Source organism: Streptomyces orinoci, assembly GCF_003121295.1.
Taxonomy (GTDB): Bacteria; Actinomycetota; Actinomycetes; order Streptomycetales; family Streptomycetaceae; genus Streptomyces; species Streptomyces orinoci.
Window position 1 is genome coordinate 319,311 of record NZ_PHNC01000031.1, and the last position, 17,035, is coordinate 336,345.

The following is a 17,035-nucleotide window of genomic DNA, read 5'->3' on the forward strand; positions in this document are numbered from 1 at the left end:
GGGTCAGACGTTGGGGGTCTGCTCGGGCTCGCGGACGTTCTCGCCGTCGGCGAGGGCGGCCAGGAAGCGCTCGGCGTCCAGGGCGGCCGAGCAGCCGGTGCCCGCGGCGGTGATCGCCTGGCGGTAGGTGTGGTCCACCACATCACCGGCGGCAAAGACACCCTTGAGGTTGGTGCGGGTGGAGGGGGCGGCAACCTTGAGGTAGCCCTCGTCGTCCAGGTTGAGCTGACCCTTGAACAGCTCGGTGCGGGGGTCATGGCCAATGGCGATGAACAGGCCGGTGACGGCCAGCTCGGAGGTCTCCCCCGTGTTGACGTTGCGCAGGGTCAGCCCGGACAGCTTGGTCTCGCCGTGCACCTCGGCGACCTCGCTGTCCCAGACAAAGGAGATCTTGGGGTCGGCGAAGGCACGCTCCTGCATGGCCTTGCTGGCCCGCAGGGCGTTACGGCGGTGGATCACGGTGACGGACTTGGCGAACCGGGAGAGGAAGGTCGCCTCCTCCATCGCGGTGTCGCCACCGCCCACCACGGCGATGTCCTGGTCCTTGAAGAAGAACCCGTCACAGGTGGCGCACCAGGAGATGCCGCGGCCGGACAGCTCGTCCTCACGGGGCAGGCCCAGCTTGCGGTGCTGGGAGCCGGTGGCCACGATCACGGCCTTGGCGCGGTGCACGGTGCCGGCGGAGTCGGTGACCGTCTTGATGTCCTCGCTGAGATCCACCGCGGTGACGTCGTCCGGGACCAGCTCGGCCCCGAAGCGCTCGGCCTGGGCCCGCATGTTGTCCATCAGGTCCGGGCCCATGATGCCCTCGCGGAAACCGGGGAAGTTCTCCACCTCGGTGGTGTTCATCAGCGCGCCGCCGGCGGTCACGGCGCCCTCGAAGACCAGGGGCTTCAGCGACGCACGGGCGGTGTAGAGCGCGGCGGTGTAGCCCGCGGGCCCGGAGCCGATGATGATCACGTTGCGGACGTCGCTCACGGGTGTCTTCCTTGTCTGCCGACTGCTGACTGAGGTCCTTGCTGGGTCTCACCCCACCCAACGGATCCTAAGGGGCGAGCATTCCCCTTGGTGGCACCGCAGCGGCGGCAGCGCTTGCTCAGGAGCGTGGCACGGTCTGGTGCGCCAGCACCCGGCCCGGCACCGAGGGAGAAGCGGAAGCACAAGCCGCGGAGACCACATAGGCGTCTACCACCGAGTCATCGCCGGGATGCGGAAGCACCACCAGATAGGCCTCGGTCCCGGAGAAATTCTCCTGCCGGGTGGCCAGCGCGGGTTCGCTGCGGCCGATGCCCTCACTGACGCAGGCGGGGGCGGTGGTCCCGGAGTCCCGCAGGGTCTCGGAGGAGTTCTGGGCGCTCAGGCCGCGGCTCTCGCTGGGCTCATGAGAGTTCAGCAGGGTGTGCACTTGGCTCCGCAGATCGGCGGCGGCCAGGGTCTTCGCCGGGGTGGGGGTGCCCTGGTGCGCCCGGGTGCCGCCGTCCCCGCCGGACTGCAGCAGGAAGCTGCCCACCGAGATGACGGCGGCGGCACAGGCGGTGCCCAGCAGGGCGCGGGGCCAGCGCCGCCTACGGCCCGGGCCGGTGGACGGACCGGCGGACGGACCGCGGCCGGGGCCGGTGGCCGCTCGTGGACGGGCCGGCGGACGGTCGCCGGTTTCACGTGAAACACGGTCGGTCGCGGTGGCCTTGGTGTTGGTGTTGCCCGATGCGGTTGCCACGGTTTCCGCTGCTTCCGCGGTTTCACGTGAAACCGGACCAGGAGCGGGCACCGTGGTTTCACGTGAAACGGTGCGCGGTGCGGTGGCGTCCAGCAGGGCCTCGGCGGCGAGGGCGGCGTCAATCCTTCCGGCCACGTCCGCGGGCATCCGTACCGGACCGGGCAGGGTGCCCAGGCTGCGGCGGATCTCGTCCAGTGAGCTGCGTACGTCCGTACAGAGTGCACAGCCGGCCAGGTGCTCCCTGAGGTCGGCGGTCCGCCCCGGAGGCAGGACCCCCTCGGTGAGTGCGGAGATCTCCGCGACCTCCGGGTGCCCGTCCGTGCCGGTCGTCGAGGTCACGCTCGTCCACCTCCGCCCTTCACTGGATCCGTGTCACTCTGCCCCGCCGCTGGTGGGACGGCCGTCCCCTGCGACCGGTTCCTTTCCCTGTCGGCGGGAGGGCTACCCCTGCCGGCGGGACGCAGATGGGTGAGCATGGGCAGCAGTCTGGCCCGGCCTCTGGCGCAGCGGCTCTTCACGGTGCCCACCGGTACGTCCAGGACGGCGGCCGCCTCGGCCACCGGGTAGCCCTGCATATCGACCAGGACCAGCGCGGCCCGCTGGTCGGGCGGCAGGGTGGCCAGGGCGCTGAGCAACTCGCGGTGCAGATCGCTGCGTTCGGCGGGTTCGGCGGCCGACTCATGGGGTTCCAGGAGCTGTTCCAGCCGTTCCGTCTCGGCGAGCGGTGCGGTGCGCCGGGCGGCGGCCTTACGGGCCCGGTCCAGGCAGGCGTTGACGGTGATGCGGTGCAGCCAGGTGGTGACGGCGGACTGGCCGCGGAAGGTGTGTGCGGCCCGGTAGGCGGAGACCAGGGCGTCCTGGACGGCGTCCGCGGCCTCCTCCCGGTCGCCCAGGGTGCGCAGGGCGACCGCCCAGAGCCGGTCGCGGTGGCGCCGGACGAGCTCGCCGAAGGCGTGCGGGTCGCCCGCGAGGTGCCGGGCGAGGAGTTCGCTGTCGTCCGTCTGGGGTCTTTGCCGCCGGTCGTCTGCAGTGATCGCACTCACCCCGCCCAGAGAGCGCCGTCCCGCACCGGGGGAACGGCCGTTGCCAAGACCAACTTAGGCAGGAGGGGGTTTGGCTGGATAGGGGCAGCAAGGCCCGGCTGAAGAGGTTCAGCCGGGCTTTACCGATGGGTGGTCACTTGCCGAGGAACTGGACGTTGGTGATGGCCTGTTTGTAACCGGCCTCGGTGTAGGTGGCCGCATCGGCCTCGGCGTAGGGCACGGCGGTCATCCACAGCAGGACCCAGCGGGCCTTGGGCTGCTTGTTGAGCGCGAACTTGGCCGTGGTGCCCTTGGTCTTCACCGTCTTCAGCGGGGAGAGGTCCTTGGGCTGCCGGGACGGTGTCAGGCCGTCCACCGCGTAGAGCGACATGGCGGTGTAGTCGCCGCCCCAGCGCAGTTTGATGTCCACCTCGGAGAGCTTCTTCTCGGCGCCCAGGTCATAGACGATCCCCACGCCGTCCTTGTAGGGGGCGAGCTTGGGACCGTCCACGAAGGTGGCCGTGCGCCAGGGCTTGCCGTCACCGTGACCATAGGTGCTGCCCACCTGGTCAGGGTGCTGGCGCACCCCGTCGGTCACATACTCCTCGGCGCCGGCGATCTTCAGCTTCACCGGCTTCTGCTGCTTCTGCGACCCGTCGTCGCCGGAGAACGACGACCGCTGGTCATCACTGTCACTGTGCTTGAGCAGGGCATCCGCCAGCTGCCAACTGCCCAGCCCCAGCGCCACGATGAGGATGGTGCTGACGATCCACTTGATCGCGGTGCCGGTGCGGCTCTGCAGCGGGGGCGGCGGGGTGACCGGCGCCGGCTGTGGACCGTAGGTGCCCGGCTGGTAGGTGGTGAGCCCATAGGCCGGGGCGGCGGGGAACTCCGGCTCCGGCGGCCGGATCCGCGGCATCGCGGCGACCGCCTTGGCCAGCTCCTCCGGCGTGGTGCACGGCTGTTCCTGCCGTGAAGCGGTGGCCCCGTCGTTGACGAGCGCCCGCATCGCCAGCTGGGACAGGCCGCGGTGCACCCCCGCCCGCACCTGGTCGGGGGCGATCAGCCCGACGCCCTTGGGCAGGCCGGGCAGGCCATGGGCATTGCCCTCGTACGGCCAGCGCTGGGTGAGCGCGGCGTACAGCAGGGCGCCGATGGCCTCGGTGTCGGTGCGCTGGGGGTGCTCGGAGGTGATGCCGCGCAGCGCGGCCATCACGGCCAGGCCGCGGATGCGGTACTGGCCGGTTCCGGTGCGCAGTACGGCGCCCGGGCCCAGGCGCAGATGGGCCAGGCCCTCCCGGTGCGCGGCGGCCATGGCCTGGGACACCTGGCTGACGAGCTGGTACGCCTCATGCGGCGCCATGGGGCCGGAGCCGAGCAGGGTGGTCAGTTCGGTGGCGTCGGGCAGCCATTCATGGACGACGTAGACCAGGTCGTTCTCCTCCACCGCGTCCAGCACCTGGACGAAGCGGGGATCGCCGAGGAGCGCGGCGGAGCGGGCGGCGGCGAGCACCGAACGGGCCCGGGGGTGGTCGGCGGGCAGCAGGTGGACCCCGACGGCACGGCGCAGCTTCTCGTCCACCGCACGCCAGCTGCTGAATCCCTCCAGACGGGTGACGCACTCCTCCAGGCGGTACCTTCTGGCGAGCTTATGGCCGCTGTGCAGCTCCGGGCGCTGGGTGTCCTGGGCGGCACCCGTGCCGTCGGCACCCGTGCCTCCCTCTGGCGAGTTCTTCTCGGCCTCCGCCCCGTCGGCCGTGGCCTTGTCCGCCTTGGCGGTCAGCGACGCCTTGTCAGGGGTGTCGCTGCTGTCTGCCACGTCGACGGCAGCCGTGCTCCGTTCCGCCACCGCCGTTCCTGCCTCCCCATCCGTTGCGCCCTGTCCACAGCCACGTCAATTGTGCCCACAGTTCGACGCTATGCACGACACGTGAATACGGGCCAAGGTTGTGCTCCGGTCAACGGCCCAGGCGTCCGCGGACCATGCCCACCATGGCGGTCAGCTCCTCGACGCGCATCCGCTTGGCCGCGATATAGAACACCGCGATCAGCAGCAGGCCGCCACCGGTCAGTGCGGCGAGCGAGCCGGTGACCCCGCCGCCCAGCGTCTGGCCGATGCCATAGGCGGCGACCCCGCTGATCAGTGCGGCGGGGACACAGGCCCCGGCCAGCCGGGCGTAGGTACGCACCACCCGGGCCCCGTCCAGGTCGCCGCCAAGTCGCTTGCTCAGCCGCTTCCAAGCGACGCCGACTCCCACCGCGTACCCCAGTCCGTAGGAGACACCCATGCCGGCCACCGCCCACTGGGCGGGCAGCAGCAGATAGCTGAGGGCTGCGCCCGCCGCGTTGACGGCGGCGACGATCACCGTGTTGTAGAAGGGCGTGCGGGTGTCCTCGTAGGCGTAGAAGGCGCGGAGCACCACATACTGCACCGAGAAGGGGATCAGGCCGAGGCCGAAGGCCATCAGCACATGACCCATGGAGCGGGCGCTCTCCAGCCCGGAGGAGCCGAAGAGCAGGGTGCAGATCGGCACGCCCAGGGCGACAAAGCCGAAGGCCAGCGGCACGATGGCGACCGCCGAGGTGCGCAGCCCCTGGGAGATGTCGTCACGGACGGCCGCGGTGTCGCCGTCCACGGCGGAGCGGGAGAGCCTGGGCAGCATCGCCGCCATGATCGAGACGGTGAGGATGGCCTGCGGCATGCCCCAGATCAGCTGGGCCTGGAGGTAGGCGGTGATGCCGGTGCCCTTGTACCCGTGGTTCTCGGCGGTGTGCCCGGCCGTGGTGGCCAGCTGGGTGACCACGATGTTGCCCGCCTGGTTGGCGAGGACGAAGAGCATGGTCCACTTGGCGAGCTTGGCGGCCTTGCCCAGGCCATGGCCGCGCCAGTCGAACCGCGGCCGGACCCGGAAGCCCGCCGCGTGCAGATAGGGGACCATCGCCAGGGCCTGGACAACCAGGCCGAGCAGGGTGCCCAGACCCAGCAGCCGCAGGCCCTCCGGCGGGATGTTGGTGACCGCCATGCCGCTGTGGGCGGCGGTGCCGTAGACCCAGATGAACAGGGCGCACGTCGTGATCACCACGATGTTGTTGAGGACCGGGGTCCACATCATGGCGCCGAAGCGGCCACGGGCATTGAGGATCTGGCCCATCACCACATGGATGCCCGTGAAGAAGATGGTGGGCATGCAGTAGCGGATGAAGGTCACGGTGACCGAGTTGGCCGCGGGGTCGTTGGCGAAGTCGTTGGAGACCATGCGGACCAGCAGCGGTGCGGCGGCCACACAGAGCACCACCAGGACGCCCAGGATCGCGGCCACCAGGGTCAGCAGCCGGTTGGCGTAGGCCTCGCCGCCGTCGTCGTCGTTCTTCATGGCCCGGACCAGCTGAGGCACGAACACCGAGTTCAGACCGCCGCCGATGGTCAGGAAGAAGATCATCGAGGGGACCATGTTGGCCGCCTGGTAGGTGTCGCCCAGCACACCGGCACCCAGCGCCGCCACCAGCAGCGCCGACTTCACAAAGCCGGTCATCCGGGATACCAGCGTGCCCGCCGCCATCACCGCGCTGGACTTCAGCAGCCCGCCCGCCTTGCCGCCCTTGGCCGGGGCAGCCGCCGGGACCGGCTCCTGCTCGTCCAGCGGCTCGGCCGCCAGCGGCTCGGAGGGCGGCGGGACATACGGGCCGGGGCCCGGCACCGGCGCCTGCTGCTGTGCCTGCGGCGGCTGCGGTGCCTGCGCCGGCTCATAGGGCTGCGGCTGCTGCTGGTCGCGGTACAGATGCGCAAAGGCGTCCCGCTGCTGCTCGGGGGACTGGCCGGGGAAGCCGCCCACGATCAGCTGGGTCTGCTCCTCGGGTCCGTAACCGGGCGCCTGGGGCCAGGGCCGCTGCTGGGCGGCCTGGGTGGGTGCCTGCGCGGGGTCGTAGGAGGACTGGTCGTACGAGGACCGGTCGTACGCCTGGTCGAACGGCTGCTGGTACGGCGCGGGCGCGGCAGGCGCGGCGGGCGCCTGGCCCGGGTACGGGTCGGCGGTGTAGGCGTCCCGCAGGTAAGGGTCCTGGGCGTACGGCCCCGGCTGCTGCGGTTCCAGGGCGGGCGGAACCGGCGGGTACTGGGCCCGCTGGTCACCGCCCGCGCCCTGACCGCGGTCACCGTCGTACGGCGAGTTCATCGCTACCCCACCTCATCAGTCCGCGGCCGACCGGCCCCGCAACACGTCAATGTTCCACTTTCTCACCCGGACCGGACTGCTCACCGCTCGGCGTTCCGGTGTCCATGGTGCGGGCACCGTCCCGGCCGGGCTCGCCGTCGCCGTTTCCATCACCGTCCCGGCCGCCCTCGCCGCCGGTGCCAGGCCCGTCGTTCCCCGCCGGGCGGGCGCCCGACCGCTTGCGCTTGAGGTAGATCCTCAGTCCCGCCAGCACCAGGAGCAGCACGCCACCGGCGATGACCAGGAGCACCATAGGGGTGATCGAGGTGACATGCACGGTGAAGGTCATGGTCTGGCCGAACTGCTGATTGTCGGCAGTGTAGAGGCGGGCCCGCACCACCACCGGACCGTTGGCGTAGGCCCGGGTCTCGAACTTCACCGTCTGGCTGTGTCCGCCCTCGATTTTGATGGGCTGCGACTTGTCCACGCTCAGCCGGTTGGGCTGGCTGGACTCCAGCTCCAGGCGCAGCCCGGTGATGCCCTGCAGCAGGCCGTTCTTCACGGTCACCGGGATGGTGGCGCTGCGCCCGGAGAGGGTGGCGTCGGACTTCTTGACCAGCTGCACCTGCCCGGTGAGGCCCTGCAGATAGTCCTGCACCCCGCCCCGGAAGGCGGCCCCGCCCGCGCTGTCGCCGCGCCAGGAGCTGGACATCTCCCGCATGATCGTGTTGCCGAAGGGGGTGACCACCCGGTCCTGGGCGGTCAGGATCACCTTGAAGCCGTCCAGGGTGTTCTGGGTGCGCTGGATGTCCTGGAAGGCCTGGGCGGGCAGTTCCCTGGCGCGCAGCGCGGCGGGGTAGGAGCCGGGGCCGGGGACCTGCTGGTTGGCGGACGGGTCCGGCTTGGCCTTGGCCGCGTCGCCGAGGTCCAGCGGCTGGGTCCAGCGGCCGTCCGACAGCGCGTGCAGGGCGGCCGCCATGGCCTGGGCCTGGCTGGTGGTGGGCATCCGCTGGGGGGCGACGATGATGCTGCGCTCGTTCTCCGGGGTCTGCTTGTTGACCATCAGGCTCTGCGCCAGGAACTGCTGTACGGCCAGCGAGGCGTCCCCGGCCCGGGTCAGATCGCCCTGGAAGGCGGTGGAGAGCCGGGCGTCGGCGACCACCGCGGTGTTGCCGCCGCCGATCTGCCGGGCGGCGGTGGGGGCGTAGGTGGAGCCGCCCGACTCGCGCAGGCTGTCGCTGCGGGCGATGACGTTGTGCGCTCCGGCCGAGGTGGCCACGTCCACGATGGAGGAGTCCACGGCGCCGTCCACCGGCCAGGCGAAGTCGGTGCGCGCCTTGACGCCGAGGATGGTGTCCACGGTGGTGGCCGCCAGCTCGGTGGCGGGCTGGAGGTGGGCGAGCGCGCCCGGGACGTCCTTGCCCCGGTGGGCCAGCGAGGCCAGATCGGGGTCGCCGAAGGGCAGGGCCACCACCTGGTGGTTCGCCACCGCGTTCTGCAACTGGCTGAGCCACTGCTTGGCGATCACCTGGCCGCGGCCCGGAGTGGTGCTGCCGCCCGGCCCGGCCACCTGGTAGCTCTTGGTCATCGCCTCGGCGGTGGCCAGCAGGTCCGGGTCGATCACCCAGGTGACCGGGAGGTCCTTGCCCAGCGCCACCAGCTGCTGGAGCCGGCCGCCGGGTGCCAGCTCCGCCGTCAGGTCGTCATTGCGGAAGATCGGCGTCTGCTGCTGGTCGGGTTCGGTACGGCCGGTCAGGCGGGTGCTGGAGATCAGCGGCCAGAGAAAGGTGAGCTGGGTCTTCTTGCCGTCGCCGGCCGAGGGCTGCCAGGGCAGCAGGGTGCGCTTGATGCCCAGGACCCGGTCATAGGGCTGGTCGGCGGTCTGGCCGGAGAGGGTCACGCCCAGCGGATAGATGCCGTCCTTGTCCAGGCCCAGGTCCTTGGCGGGCAGGCTCAGGCTGAACTCCCGGGTGATCCCGGGCGGCAGCTTGTCGATCTTCTGGGTGTGGCCGGAGAGCTCGGTGCCGTCCGAGGCCGGGGAGTAGCCGGTGCGCCCGGCGATGTCGTCGATATCGCTGCGGGTGCTCAGCAGCGAGCCCACCCGGAGCCCCACATGGGCGTCGGTGATCACCGACTTGCCGTTGTTGGTGACCGTTCCGGTGATCGTGATCTTGTCGCTCTGGGTGGGCGCGGCGGGAGTCAGCGAGTTCACCGAGACGCCCGCGGTACGCGAGCCGATGGGCTCCGCATGGGCCGGGGGCGCGGCCGGCAGCTGGGCCAGGCCCAGGAAGAGCAGCACCCCGGCCAGCAGCACGGCCAGCGGACGGGACCGGCGCAGGGCAGGGGCGGACGGCGATTCCTGGGGCGTCACCTGGAAGGTTTCCCGGAAGTCTGCCGCCTCGGCCACGCGCTCGCCCGTCTCTCGTCGTCGTCAGTGGTCGTCGGATGTGCGTCCACGAATGGTAACGAGATGCGCTGTGGCGAAGTGCTGCGGACCGGTGTGCAAGATCGCCACGAGGGTTCGATGTCCTGCTCTGACTGGATTGTGAGGTGCGTCACCGGCCGCTCGCCCGGCGGGCCCTCGTCGGGAGGCCCCGTGGGCGCCTGGCCACGTACCCTTTCCTGTTGTGCCGAACGCCAACGACAACCACCACGCCCCGGTCAATGAGCTCACCCAGGTGCAGCGCCGCGCGGTGAGCGAGCTGCTGCGGGTCTCCCCCGTGGCCGACGACCTCGCCCGCCGTTTCCAGGCCGCCGGTTTTACGCTCGCCCTGGTCGGAGGGTCGGTACGGGACGCGCTCCTCGGCCGGCTCGGCAACGACCTGGACTTCACCACCGACGCCCGTCCCGAGGATGTGCTGCGGATCGTACGGCCCTGGGCCGACGCGGTCTGGGAGGTGGGCATCGCCTTCGGCACGGTGGGCTGCCGCAAATCGGGCTTCGACCTGGAGATCACGACTTATCGGTCGGAAGCCTATGACCGGACCTCCCGCAAGCCGGAGGTCTCCTATGGCGACTCCATCGAGGAGGACCTGGTCCGCCGGGACTTCACGGTCAACGCGATGGCCGTGAAGCTGCCGGAGAAGGAGTTCATCGACCCCCACGGTGGCCTGGAGGACCTGGCCGCCAGGGTGCTGCGTACCCCCGGCACCCCGGAGGAGTCCTTCTCCGACGACCCGCTGCGGATGATGCGGGCCGCGCGCTTCGCCGCCCAGCTGGACTTCGAGGTCGCGCCCGAGGTGGTCACCGCCATGCGGGAGATGGCCGGGCGCCTGGAGATCGTCTCCGCCGAGCGGGTGCGGGACGAGCTCAACAAGCTGATCCTCTCCGAGCACCCCCGCAAGGGCCTGCGGCTGATGGTGGAGACCGGGCTGGCCGACCTGGTGCTGCCCGAGCTGCCGGCGCTGCGCCTGGAGCGCGATGAGCACCACCGGCACAAGGACGTCTATGAGCACACCCTGATCGTGCTGGACCAGGCCATAGCGCTGGAGCAGGACGGCCCGGACCTGGTGCTGCGCCTGGCCGCGCTGCTGCATGACATCGGCAAGCCCAGGACGCGCCGCTTCGAGAAGGACGGCCGGGTTTCCTTCCATCACCACGAGGTGGTGGGCGCCAAGATGACCAAGACGCGGATGACCAGGCTCAAGTACCCCAATGACCAGGTCAGGGACGTCTCCCGGCTGGTGGAGCTGCACCTGCGCTTCCATGGCTATGGCACGGGAGAGTGGACGGATTCGGCCGTACGGCGCTATGTCCGCGACGCCGGCCCGCTGCTGGACCGGCTGCACAAGCTGACCCGCTCCGACTGCACCACCCGCAACAAGCGCAAGGCGCAGGCGCTGTCCCGGGCCTATGACGGGCTTGAGGAGCGCATCGCCGCGCTGAAGGAGAAGGAGGAGCTGGACGCCATCCGGCCCGACCTCGACGGCAACGAGATCATGGAGATCCTGGGCCTGGGCCCCGGCCCGGAGATCGGCCGGGCCTACCGGCACCTGCTGGAACTGCGGCTGGAGCATGGCCCGATGGAGCGGGAGCAGGCGGTGGCGGCGCTCAAGGAGTGGTGGGCGACGCAGGGCTGAGGGCGTTGTTTCACGTGAAACGCGACGGCCGGACGTCCTCGGGCGCCGTTGTTTCACGTGAAACCTCGCGGGCCAGGGCCACCGCGACCGCGACGTAGAGCAGGGCGACGACGATCAGCAGGGCCACCGACCGCCCGTCATGCGGCAGCATCAGGGCGGCGACCCCGGCCGCCGCGACAAAGGCGGCGTTGAACAGGACGTCATAGAGCGAGAACACCCGGCCCCGGAAGCGGTCCGCCACCGAGGCCTGGAGCACGGTGTCGGTGGCGATCTTGGCGCCCTGGGTGACCAGTCCCAGGACGAAGGCGGCGGCCAGCACGGGGACCCTGGCGAAGGACAGGCCCAGGGCCGGCTCCAGGACCGCCGCCGCCCCCGCGCAGGCCGCGATCCAGCCCAGCCGGCCCAGCCGCCCCACCGCCCAGGGGGTGAGCAGGGCGGCGGCGAAGAACCCGGCGCCGGACACGCCCACCGCCAGCCCCAGCAGGGCCAGCCCGGCGCTGCTGCTGTGGGTCCAGGCATAGCGGCAGAGCATCAGTAGAGTCACCGTCAGCGCGCCATAGCAGAAACGCATCACCGTCACCGCGGCCAGCGCCACGGCGGCCGGCCGCCGTCCGGCCAGATGCCGCAGGCCGGCCGTCAGACCGCGTACGGTGCCGCTCAGCGCCCGGCCGAACTCGGCGCGCGGCAGCGGGAGTTCCGGTCCCAGCAAGGTGCTGGGCAGCCGCAGCGCGGCCAGCGCGGCGGCCAGATAGAGCAGGGCGCCCGCCAGCACCACCATGGCGTCGGAGGCGGGGCCGCCCGGCCCGGCCAGGCGCACCCCGAAGGCCAGGGCCCCGCCCGCGGTGGCCGCCAGGGTGCCGGCGGTCGGCGAGAGGGCGTTGGCCATCACCAGCCGCTGCTGACCGTCCACCACATGCGGCAGCGCGGCGGAGAGTCCGGCCAGTACAAAGCGGTTGACGCCGGTGACCGACAGGGCGGAGACATAGAACAGCCAGTCCGGCACCCGGGCCGCGATCAGCAGGGCGGTGCCCACGGCCAGCGCGGCCCGCAGCAGATTGCCGTGCAGCAGCACCTGGCGGCGGCGCCAGCGGTCCAGCAGCACTCCGGCGAACGGCCCCAGCAGCGAATAGGGCAGCAGCAGCACGGCCATGGCGGAGGCGATGGCGGCGGGGGAGGGCTGTTTCTCGGGGGAGAAGACCACATAGGCGGCCAGGGCCACCTGGTAGACGCCGTCGGCGCCCTGGGAGAGCAGCCGTACGGCCAGCAGACGGCGGAAATCGCGCAGACGGAGCAGGACGCGAAGATCACGCGCAACGGGCATGCGGCCCAGCCTCACACAATGGACGGGCCCCCGGGAAACAATTCCCGGGGGCCCGTCCAAAGGAGCGGGGAACGAGGTCAGCGCTCGACTTCGCCCTTGATGAACTTCTCGACGTTGTCCCGCGCCACGTCGTCGAAGTACTGCACCGGCGGGGACTTCATGAAGTACGAGGAGGCGGAGAGGATCGGGCCGCCGATGCCCCGGTCCTTGGCGATCTTCGCGGCGCGCAGCGCGTCGATGATGACACCGGCCGAGTTGGGGGAGTCCCAGACCTCGAGCTTGTACTCCAGGTTCAGCGGGACGTCACCGAAGGCACGGCCCTCCAGGCGGACATAGGCCCACTTGCGGTCGTCCAGCCAGGCCACATAGTCGGAGGGGCCGATGTGGACGTTCTTCTCGCCCAGGTCGCGGTCGGGGATCTGGGAGGTGACGGCCTGCGTCTTGGAGATCTTCTTGGACTCCAGGCGCTCGCGCTCGAGCATGTTCTTGAAGTCCATGTTGCCGCCGACGTTCAGCTGCATGGTGCGGTCCAGGATGACGCCCCGGTCCTCGAACAGCTTGGCCATCACCCGGTGCGTGATGGTGGCGCCGACCTGCGACTTGATGTCGTCACCGACGATCGGCACACCGGCCTCGGTGAACTTGTCCGCCCACTCCTTGGTACCGGCGATAAAGACCGGCAGCGCGTTGACGAAGGCGACCTTGGCGTCGATGGCGCACTGGGCGTAGAACTTGGCGGCGTCCTCGGAGCCCACGGGCAGGTAGCAGACCAGGACGTCCACCTGCTTGTCCTTGAGGACCTGGACGACGTCCACCGGGGCCTCGGCGGACTCCTCGATGGTCTGGCGGTAGTACTTGCCCAGGCCGTCGAGGGTGTGGCCGCGCTGGACGGTGACGCCGGTGGCGGGCACGTCGCAGATCTTGATGGTGTTGTTCTCGCTGGCGCCGATGGCGTCCGCGAGGTCCAGGCCCACCTTCTTGGCGTCCACGTCGAAGGCGGCCACGAACTCGATGTCCCGCACGTGGTAGTCGCCGAACTGAACGTGCATCAGACCCGGCACGCGGCCGTTCGGGTCGGCGTCCTTGTAGTACTCGACGCCCTGCACCAGCGAGGCGGCGCAGTTGCCCACGCCGACGATGGCTACGCGAACCGAACCCATTCCGGTTGCTCCCTGTGTGTACTCGACGAAGCCCTGCGGGTCGCAGGACTCACTTGTCCGGACCGGTGCGTCTGTCACGCCCGGCCCGCTCGCTTTCGATCAGCTCGTTCAGCCAGCGGACTTCGCGCTCCACGGACTCCATGCTGTGCCGCTGGAGTTCGAGGGTGTAGTCGTCCAGCCGGGAGCGGGAACGGGCCAGTGAGGCGCGCATCTTCTCCAGGCGCTCCTCCAGCCGGCTGCGGCGGCCTTCCAGGACCCGCATCCGCACATCCCGTGAGGTCTGTCCGAAGAACGCGAAGCGGGCGGCGAAGTGCTCGTCCTCCCACGTGTCCGGACCGGTGTGGGCGAGCAACTCCTCGAAGTGCTCTTTCCCCTCGGCCGTCAGCCGGTAGACGATCTTCGCCCGCCGCCCGGCCAGGGACGCCGCACGGGCGTCCTCGGGTGCGCCGCCGGTCTCCTCCGCCAGCCAGCCGTTCGCCACCAGCGACTTCAGGCAGGGATACAGGGTCCCGTAGCTGAACGCACGGAACACCCCCAGTGAGGTGTTCAGGCGCTTGCGCAGCTCGTAGCCGTGCATGGGGGACTCGCGGAGCAGGCCGAGGACGGCGAACTCGAGGATGCCGGAGCGTCTGCTCATGTTTCGCCTCCTTGTCCCCCACAGCCTAATCCTTTGATCCCTAACCTTTATTGGTCCCTTATGCCGAGCTGATGTATCGACTCGATACATCCAGACGATAGAACGGCGATCACTCGGCGACAAGGGGAGGGACGGTGAACGAGGTCACATCACCGGTTCGGGGGACCCACGGGGCCTGATTTGGAGTGAACAGCCGCAGTAGTCGGGGTTTGACGGTGCGTAGTCTGTGCGCCACGCGGAGACGGTCCCACCCCGAGGAAGTAGTCCTTCGATGAGCGAGCATCGCCGCAAGCCGCCGCGGCCGCACGGCGGCGGCTCACGAGCCGCGGCCCGGCGCGCGGCCCAGCAGCCGCCGTCCGGCCGCCGTGCCGCACCGCGCAGCGGCTCCCCGGTGCCCGGCCCGCGCCGGGGAACTGACGGCGGCCAGGGCGGACGGGCCGCGGCCCGGCGCGCCGCCCGGCGCGGGGGCGGCGGGCGCGGACGCCCGCCCGGGCCCGCCCGGACGGGCCTGGGCCGGTTCATCGACTATCCGCGTGCCGGCAAGGCCGGGATATGGCGCTGGCTTCCCTCCTGGAAGCTGGTCGCCGGCCTGTGCGGCACCTTCGCGGGGCTGGTTCTGGGCACCGTGGGGGTGGCCCTGGCCGTGGTGCAGGTGCCCAGCGCCCAGTTGGCCTCCAAGGTGCAGAAGAACGTCTACTACTGGGCCGACGGCAAACAGATGGTGGTGGCCGGCGGCGGCAGCCTCAACCGCCAGATCGTGCCCATCGCACAGATTCCCAAGTCCATGCAGAACGCGGTGATCTCGGCCGAGAACGCCAGCTTCTACAAGGACTGGGGCGTGGACCCGATGGGCATTCTGCGCGCGGTGGTCAAGATGGCCGAGGGCGGTGAGACCCAGAGCGGCTCGACCATCACCCAGCAGTTTGTGAAGAACACCTATCTGAGCCAGGAGCAGACGCTCAAGCGCAAGGCCACCGAACTGCTGATCTCGGTGAAGGTGGGCGCCACCCAGAACAAGGACGACATTCTGGCGGGCTATCTCAACACCGCCTACTACGGGCGCGGCGCCTATGGCATCCAGGCCGCCGCCCGCGCCTACTACGACAAGGACTGCGCCGATCTGACGGCGAGCGAGAGCGCCTATCTGGCCGCCACCCTCAACGGCCCCAATCTCTATGACCCCTACGGCGGCCAGGGCCCGGCGGCGACCCCGGAGAAGAACCTCAAGCGGGCGAGCGACCGCTGGAAATGGACCCTGGACCGGGAGGTGCAGACCGGCCATATGCCGGCGGCCGAGCACAACCAGTGGGTGGCCAAGGGATTTCCCACCCCGCAGAAGCCCAGGCCCGCCACCAACCGGGCCGGACAGATCGGTTATCTCACCGATCTCGCCGACAACTACATCGTGGCCCACTCAAAGATCAGCAAGGGCGAGCTGGACAAGGGCGGTTACCAGATCTACACCACCTTCGACCGCGACAGGGTGGCCTCCCTGTCCAAGTCGGTGGAGGCGGTGCGCAAGGCGAACATCAAGCCGCAGACACGTAGCGTGGACCAGTTCGTGCAGTTCGGCGGCGCCTCGGTGGAGCCCAAGTCCGGCAAGATCGTGGCCATTTATGGTGGCGAGAACGCGCTGACCCATTACACCGACAATGCCGACTACACCGGGGTTCAGGTGGGTTCCACCTTCAAGCCCTTCGTTCTGGCCGCCGCCATGGAGCACGGAAAGCGCAATCCCGCGCTGGGACCGCAGCAGAGCGATGACCAGCGCACCCGGGTCTCCCCGGAAAGCGTCTACAACGGCGACAACATGCTGACCCTGCGCACCTACAGCGGAGCCGTCTGGCACGACCGGGACGGCAGCGAATGGCACCAGAAGAACGACGGCGGCGAGGACCGGGGCCTGATCAGCCTCCGCACCGCCATGCAGTTCTCGGTGAACACCCCTTATATCCAGCTGGGTATGGATGTGGGCACGGACCTGGTGCGGGAGGCGGCGCTGAAGGCCGGCCTGGACAAGGAACAACTGGCCTCGCTCACCCCGACCTTCTCGCTGGGCACTTCGGCGCCCAGCGCCATCAGGCTGGCCGGCGCCTATGCCACCTTCGCCGACAGCGGGCGGCAGATCGACCCCTATTCGGTGGAGAAGGTGGAGAAGAACGGCAAGCCCGCCTTCCAGCACGAGCAGCAGAGCAGGCAGGCCTTTCCGGCGAACGTGGCCAATAACGTCACCGATGTGCTGAGAACGGTGGTGCAGGCGGGCACCGGCACCGCGGCCCAGCTCGGCAGCCGCCCGGTGGCCGGGAAGACCGGCACCACGGACGGCAACCGTTCGGCCTGGTTCGCCGGTTACACCCCGCAGCTGTCCACCGCCATCGGGATGTTCCGGGTCGATCCCAACGCCCGTAACCAGGAATTCCTCTCGATGCGCGGGGTGGGCGGAAAGCCCACCATTCACGGCGCCTCCTTTCCGGCCGAGATCTGGGCGGCCTATATGAGCGAGGCGCTGCGCGGGCAGCCGGTGGAGGAGTTCGACGCGCCCCAGCCGATCGGGGAGAAGGTCTACGGCGGCGGCGCCAGCCCCTCGCCCTCCCCCGTGCCCACCGTCCCGGCCGCGCCCTCGGGCTCCCCCTCCGCCTCACCGTCCTCCACCGCCTCACCCACCGCCTCCCCGTCGCCCAGCAAGGGCTGTGCGCCGCCGGACCGGCACTGCACCCCCGGTGCCATCGGCGGCAACGGCGCCACCGACGACGGCGGCCCCGGCGGCCCGGCCGGCGGCGACCAGGGCGAGCCCCCGCCGCCGCCCCCGACCCGGCGGACGGGCGGCGGTGGCCTCTTCGGGGGGCCCGCGGGGTGAGCCGCCCCGGCTCCCGCCGGGTGCCCCACCGGACCGGGTGACGGAGTTGTCCACAACCGCCGCCCCCTCCACAGCCCCCAGCGGGCCCCGG

General features: G+C 70.4%; 11 protein-coding genes. 2 read left to right on the top strand and 9 right to left on the bottom strand.

All coding sequences use genetic code 11. The features are described 5' to 3' along the window. Positions 1-3: 3 nt before the first annotated feature. The 6 genes from trxB to CV755_RS23605 all read right to left on the bottom strand — a co-directional run bounded on the left by trxB (position 4) and on the right by CV755_RS23605 (position 9,297). Positions 4-978, bottom strand: a complete 975-nt coding sequence (gene trxB / locus CV755_RS23580; RefSeq protein WP_109282288.1) for a thioredoxin-disulfide reductase — start codon at positions 976-978, stop codon at positions 4-6. Positions 979-1,096: 118 nt separating this feature from the next. Beyond that, positions 1,097-2,056 (bottom strand): zf-HC2 domain-containing protein, encoded by a 960-nt coding sequence (locus tag CV755_RS23585; RefSeq protein ID WP_109282289.1) that lies wholly within the window; start codon positions 2,054-2,056, stop codon positions 1,097-1,099. Further along, entirely contained in the window at positions 2,053-2,760 is a 708-nt protein-coding gene (gene sigM, locus CV755_RS23590; protein ID WP_193553466.1) for an RNA polymerase sigma factor SigM, read from the bottom strand. The genes CV755_RS23585 and sigM overlap by 4 nt, the downstream gene beginning before the upstream one ends. A gap of 133 nt (positions 2,761-2,893) precedes the next feature. After that, positions 2,894-4,588, bottom strand: a complete 1,695-nt coding sequence (locus tag CV755_RS23595) for a protein kinase family protein (RefSeq protein ID WP_109282290.1) — start codon at positions 4,586-4,588, stop codon at positions 2,894-2,896. 109 nt (positions 4,589-4,697) lie between these two features. Then, positions 4,698-6,911, bottom strand: coding sequence for a murein biosynthesis integral membrane protein MurJ (murJ, locus tag CV755_RS23600; RefSeq protein WP_109282291.1), 2,214 nt, complete (start codon positions 6,909-6,911; stop codon positions 4,698-4,700). A gap of 46 nt (positions 6,912-6,957) precedes the next feature. After that, on the bottom strand, positions 6,958-9,297 hold the full coding sequence (locus tag CV755_RS23605) for a DUF6049 family protein (RefSeq protein ID WP_422070585.1): 2,340 nt from the start codon (positions 9,295-9,297) through the stop codon (positions 6,958-6,960). 220 nt (positions 9,298-9,517) lie between these two features. Between CV755_RS23605 and CV755_RS23610 the strand changes: the two genes are divergently transcribed. Next, the gene (locus CV755_RS23610) at positions 9,518-10,969 is read left to right on the top strand and encodes a CCA tRNA nucleotidyltransferase (protein WP_109282292.1); all 1,452 of its coding nucleotides are present in this window, start codon (positions 9,518-9,520) and stop codon (positions 10,967-10,969) included. Between the two features lie 10 nt (positions 10,970-10,979). Here the strand turns inward: CV755_RS23610 and CV755_RS23615 are convergent, their stop codons facing one another. The 3 genes from CV755_RS23615 to CV755_RS23625 all read right to left on the bottom strand — a co-directional run bounded on the left by CV755_RS23615 (position 10,980) and on the right by CV755_RS23625 (position 14,087). After that, positions 10,980-12,290, bottom strand: a complete 1,311-nt coding sequence (locus CV755_RS23615; RefSeq protein ID WP_109283475.1) for an MFS transporter — start codon at positions 12,288-12,290, stop codon at positions 10,980-10,982. Positions 12,291-12,367: 77 nt separating this feature from the next. Then, complete coding sequence (locus tag CV755_RS23620; RefSeq protein WP_109282293.1) at positions 12,368-13,450, bottom strand: inositol-3-phosphate synthase; 1,083 nt, start codon at positions 13,448-13,450, stop codon at positions 12,368-12,370. A 49-nt stretch (positions 13,451-13,499) separates the two neighbouring features. Beyond that, positions 13,500-14,087 carry a PadR family transcriptional regulator gene (locus tag CV755_RS23625; RefSeq protein WP_109282294.1) on the bottom strand — a complete coding sequence of 196 codons (588 nt, stop codon included), beginning with the start codon at positions 14,085-14,087 and terminating at the stop codon, positions 13,500-13,502. Between the two features lie 271 nt (positions 14,088-14,358). Here CV755_RS23625 and CV755_RS23630 point away from each other — a divergent pair, with 271 nt between their 5' ends. Next, entirely contained in the window at positions 14,359-16,944 is a 2,586-nt protein-coding gene (locus CV755_RS23630; RefSeq protein WP_109282295.1) for a transglycosylase domain-containing protein, read from the top strand. Positions 16,945-17,035: the final 91 nt, after the last annotated feature.

Excerpts from the sequence above, each read along its gene's own strand:
- CV755_RS23625 (WP_109282294.1), bottom strand. The coding sequence starts at position 14,087 with ATGAGCAGACGCTCCGGCATCCTCGAGTTCGCCGTCCTCGGCCTGCTC.
- CV755_RS23615 (WP_109283475.1), bottom strand. The coding sequence starts at position 12,290 with ATGCCCGTTGCGCGTGATCTTCGCGTCCTGCTCCGTCTGCGCGATTTC.
- CV755_RS23630 (WP_109282295.1), top strand. The coding sequence starts at position 14,359 with ATGAGCGAGCATCGCCGCAAGCCGCCGCGGCCGCACGGCGGCGGCTCA.
- CV755_RS23620 (WP_109282293.1), bottom strand. The coding sequence starts at position 13,450 with ATGGGTTCGGTTCGCGTAGCCATCGTCGGCGTGGGCAACTGCGCCGCC.
- murJ (WP_109282291.1), bottom strand. The coding sequence starts at position 6,911 with ATGAACTCGCCGTACGACGGTGACCGCGGTCAGGGCGCGGGCGGTGAC.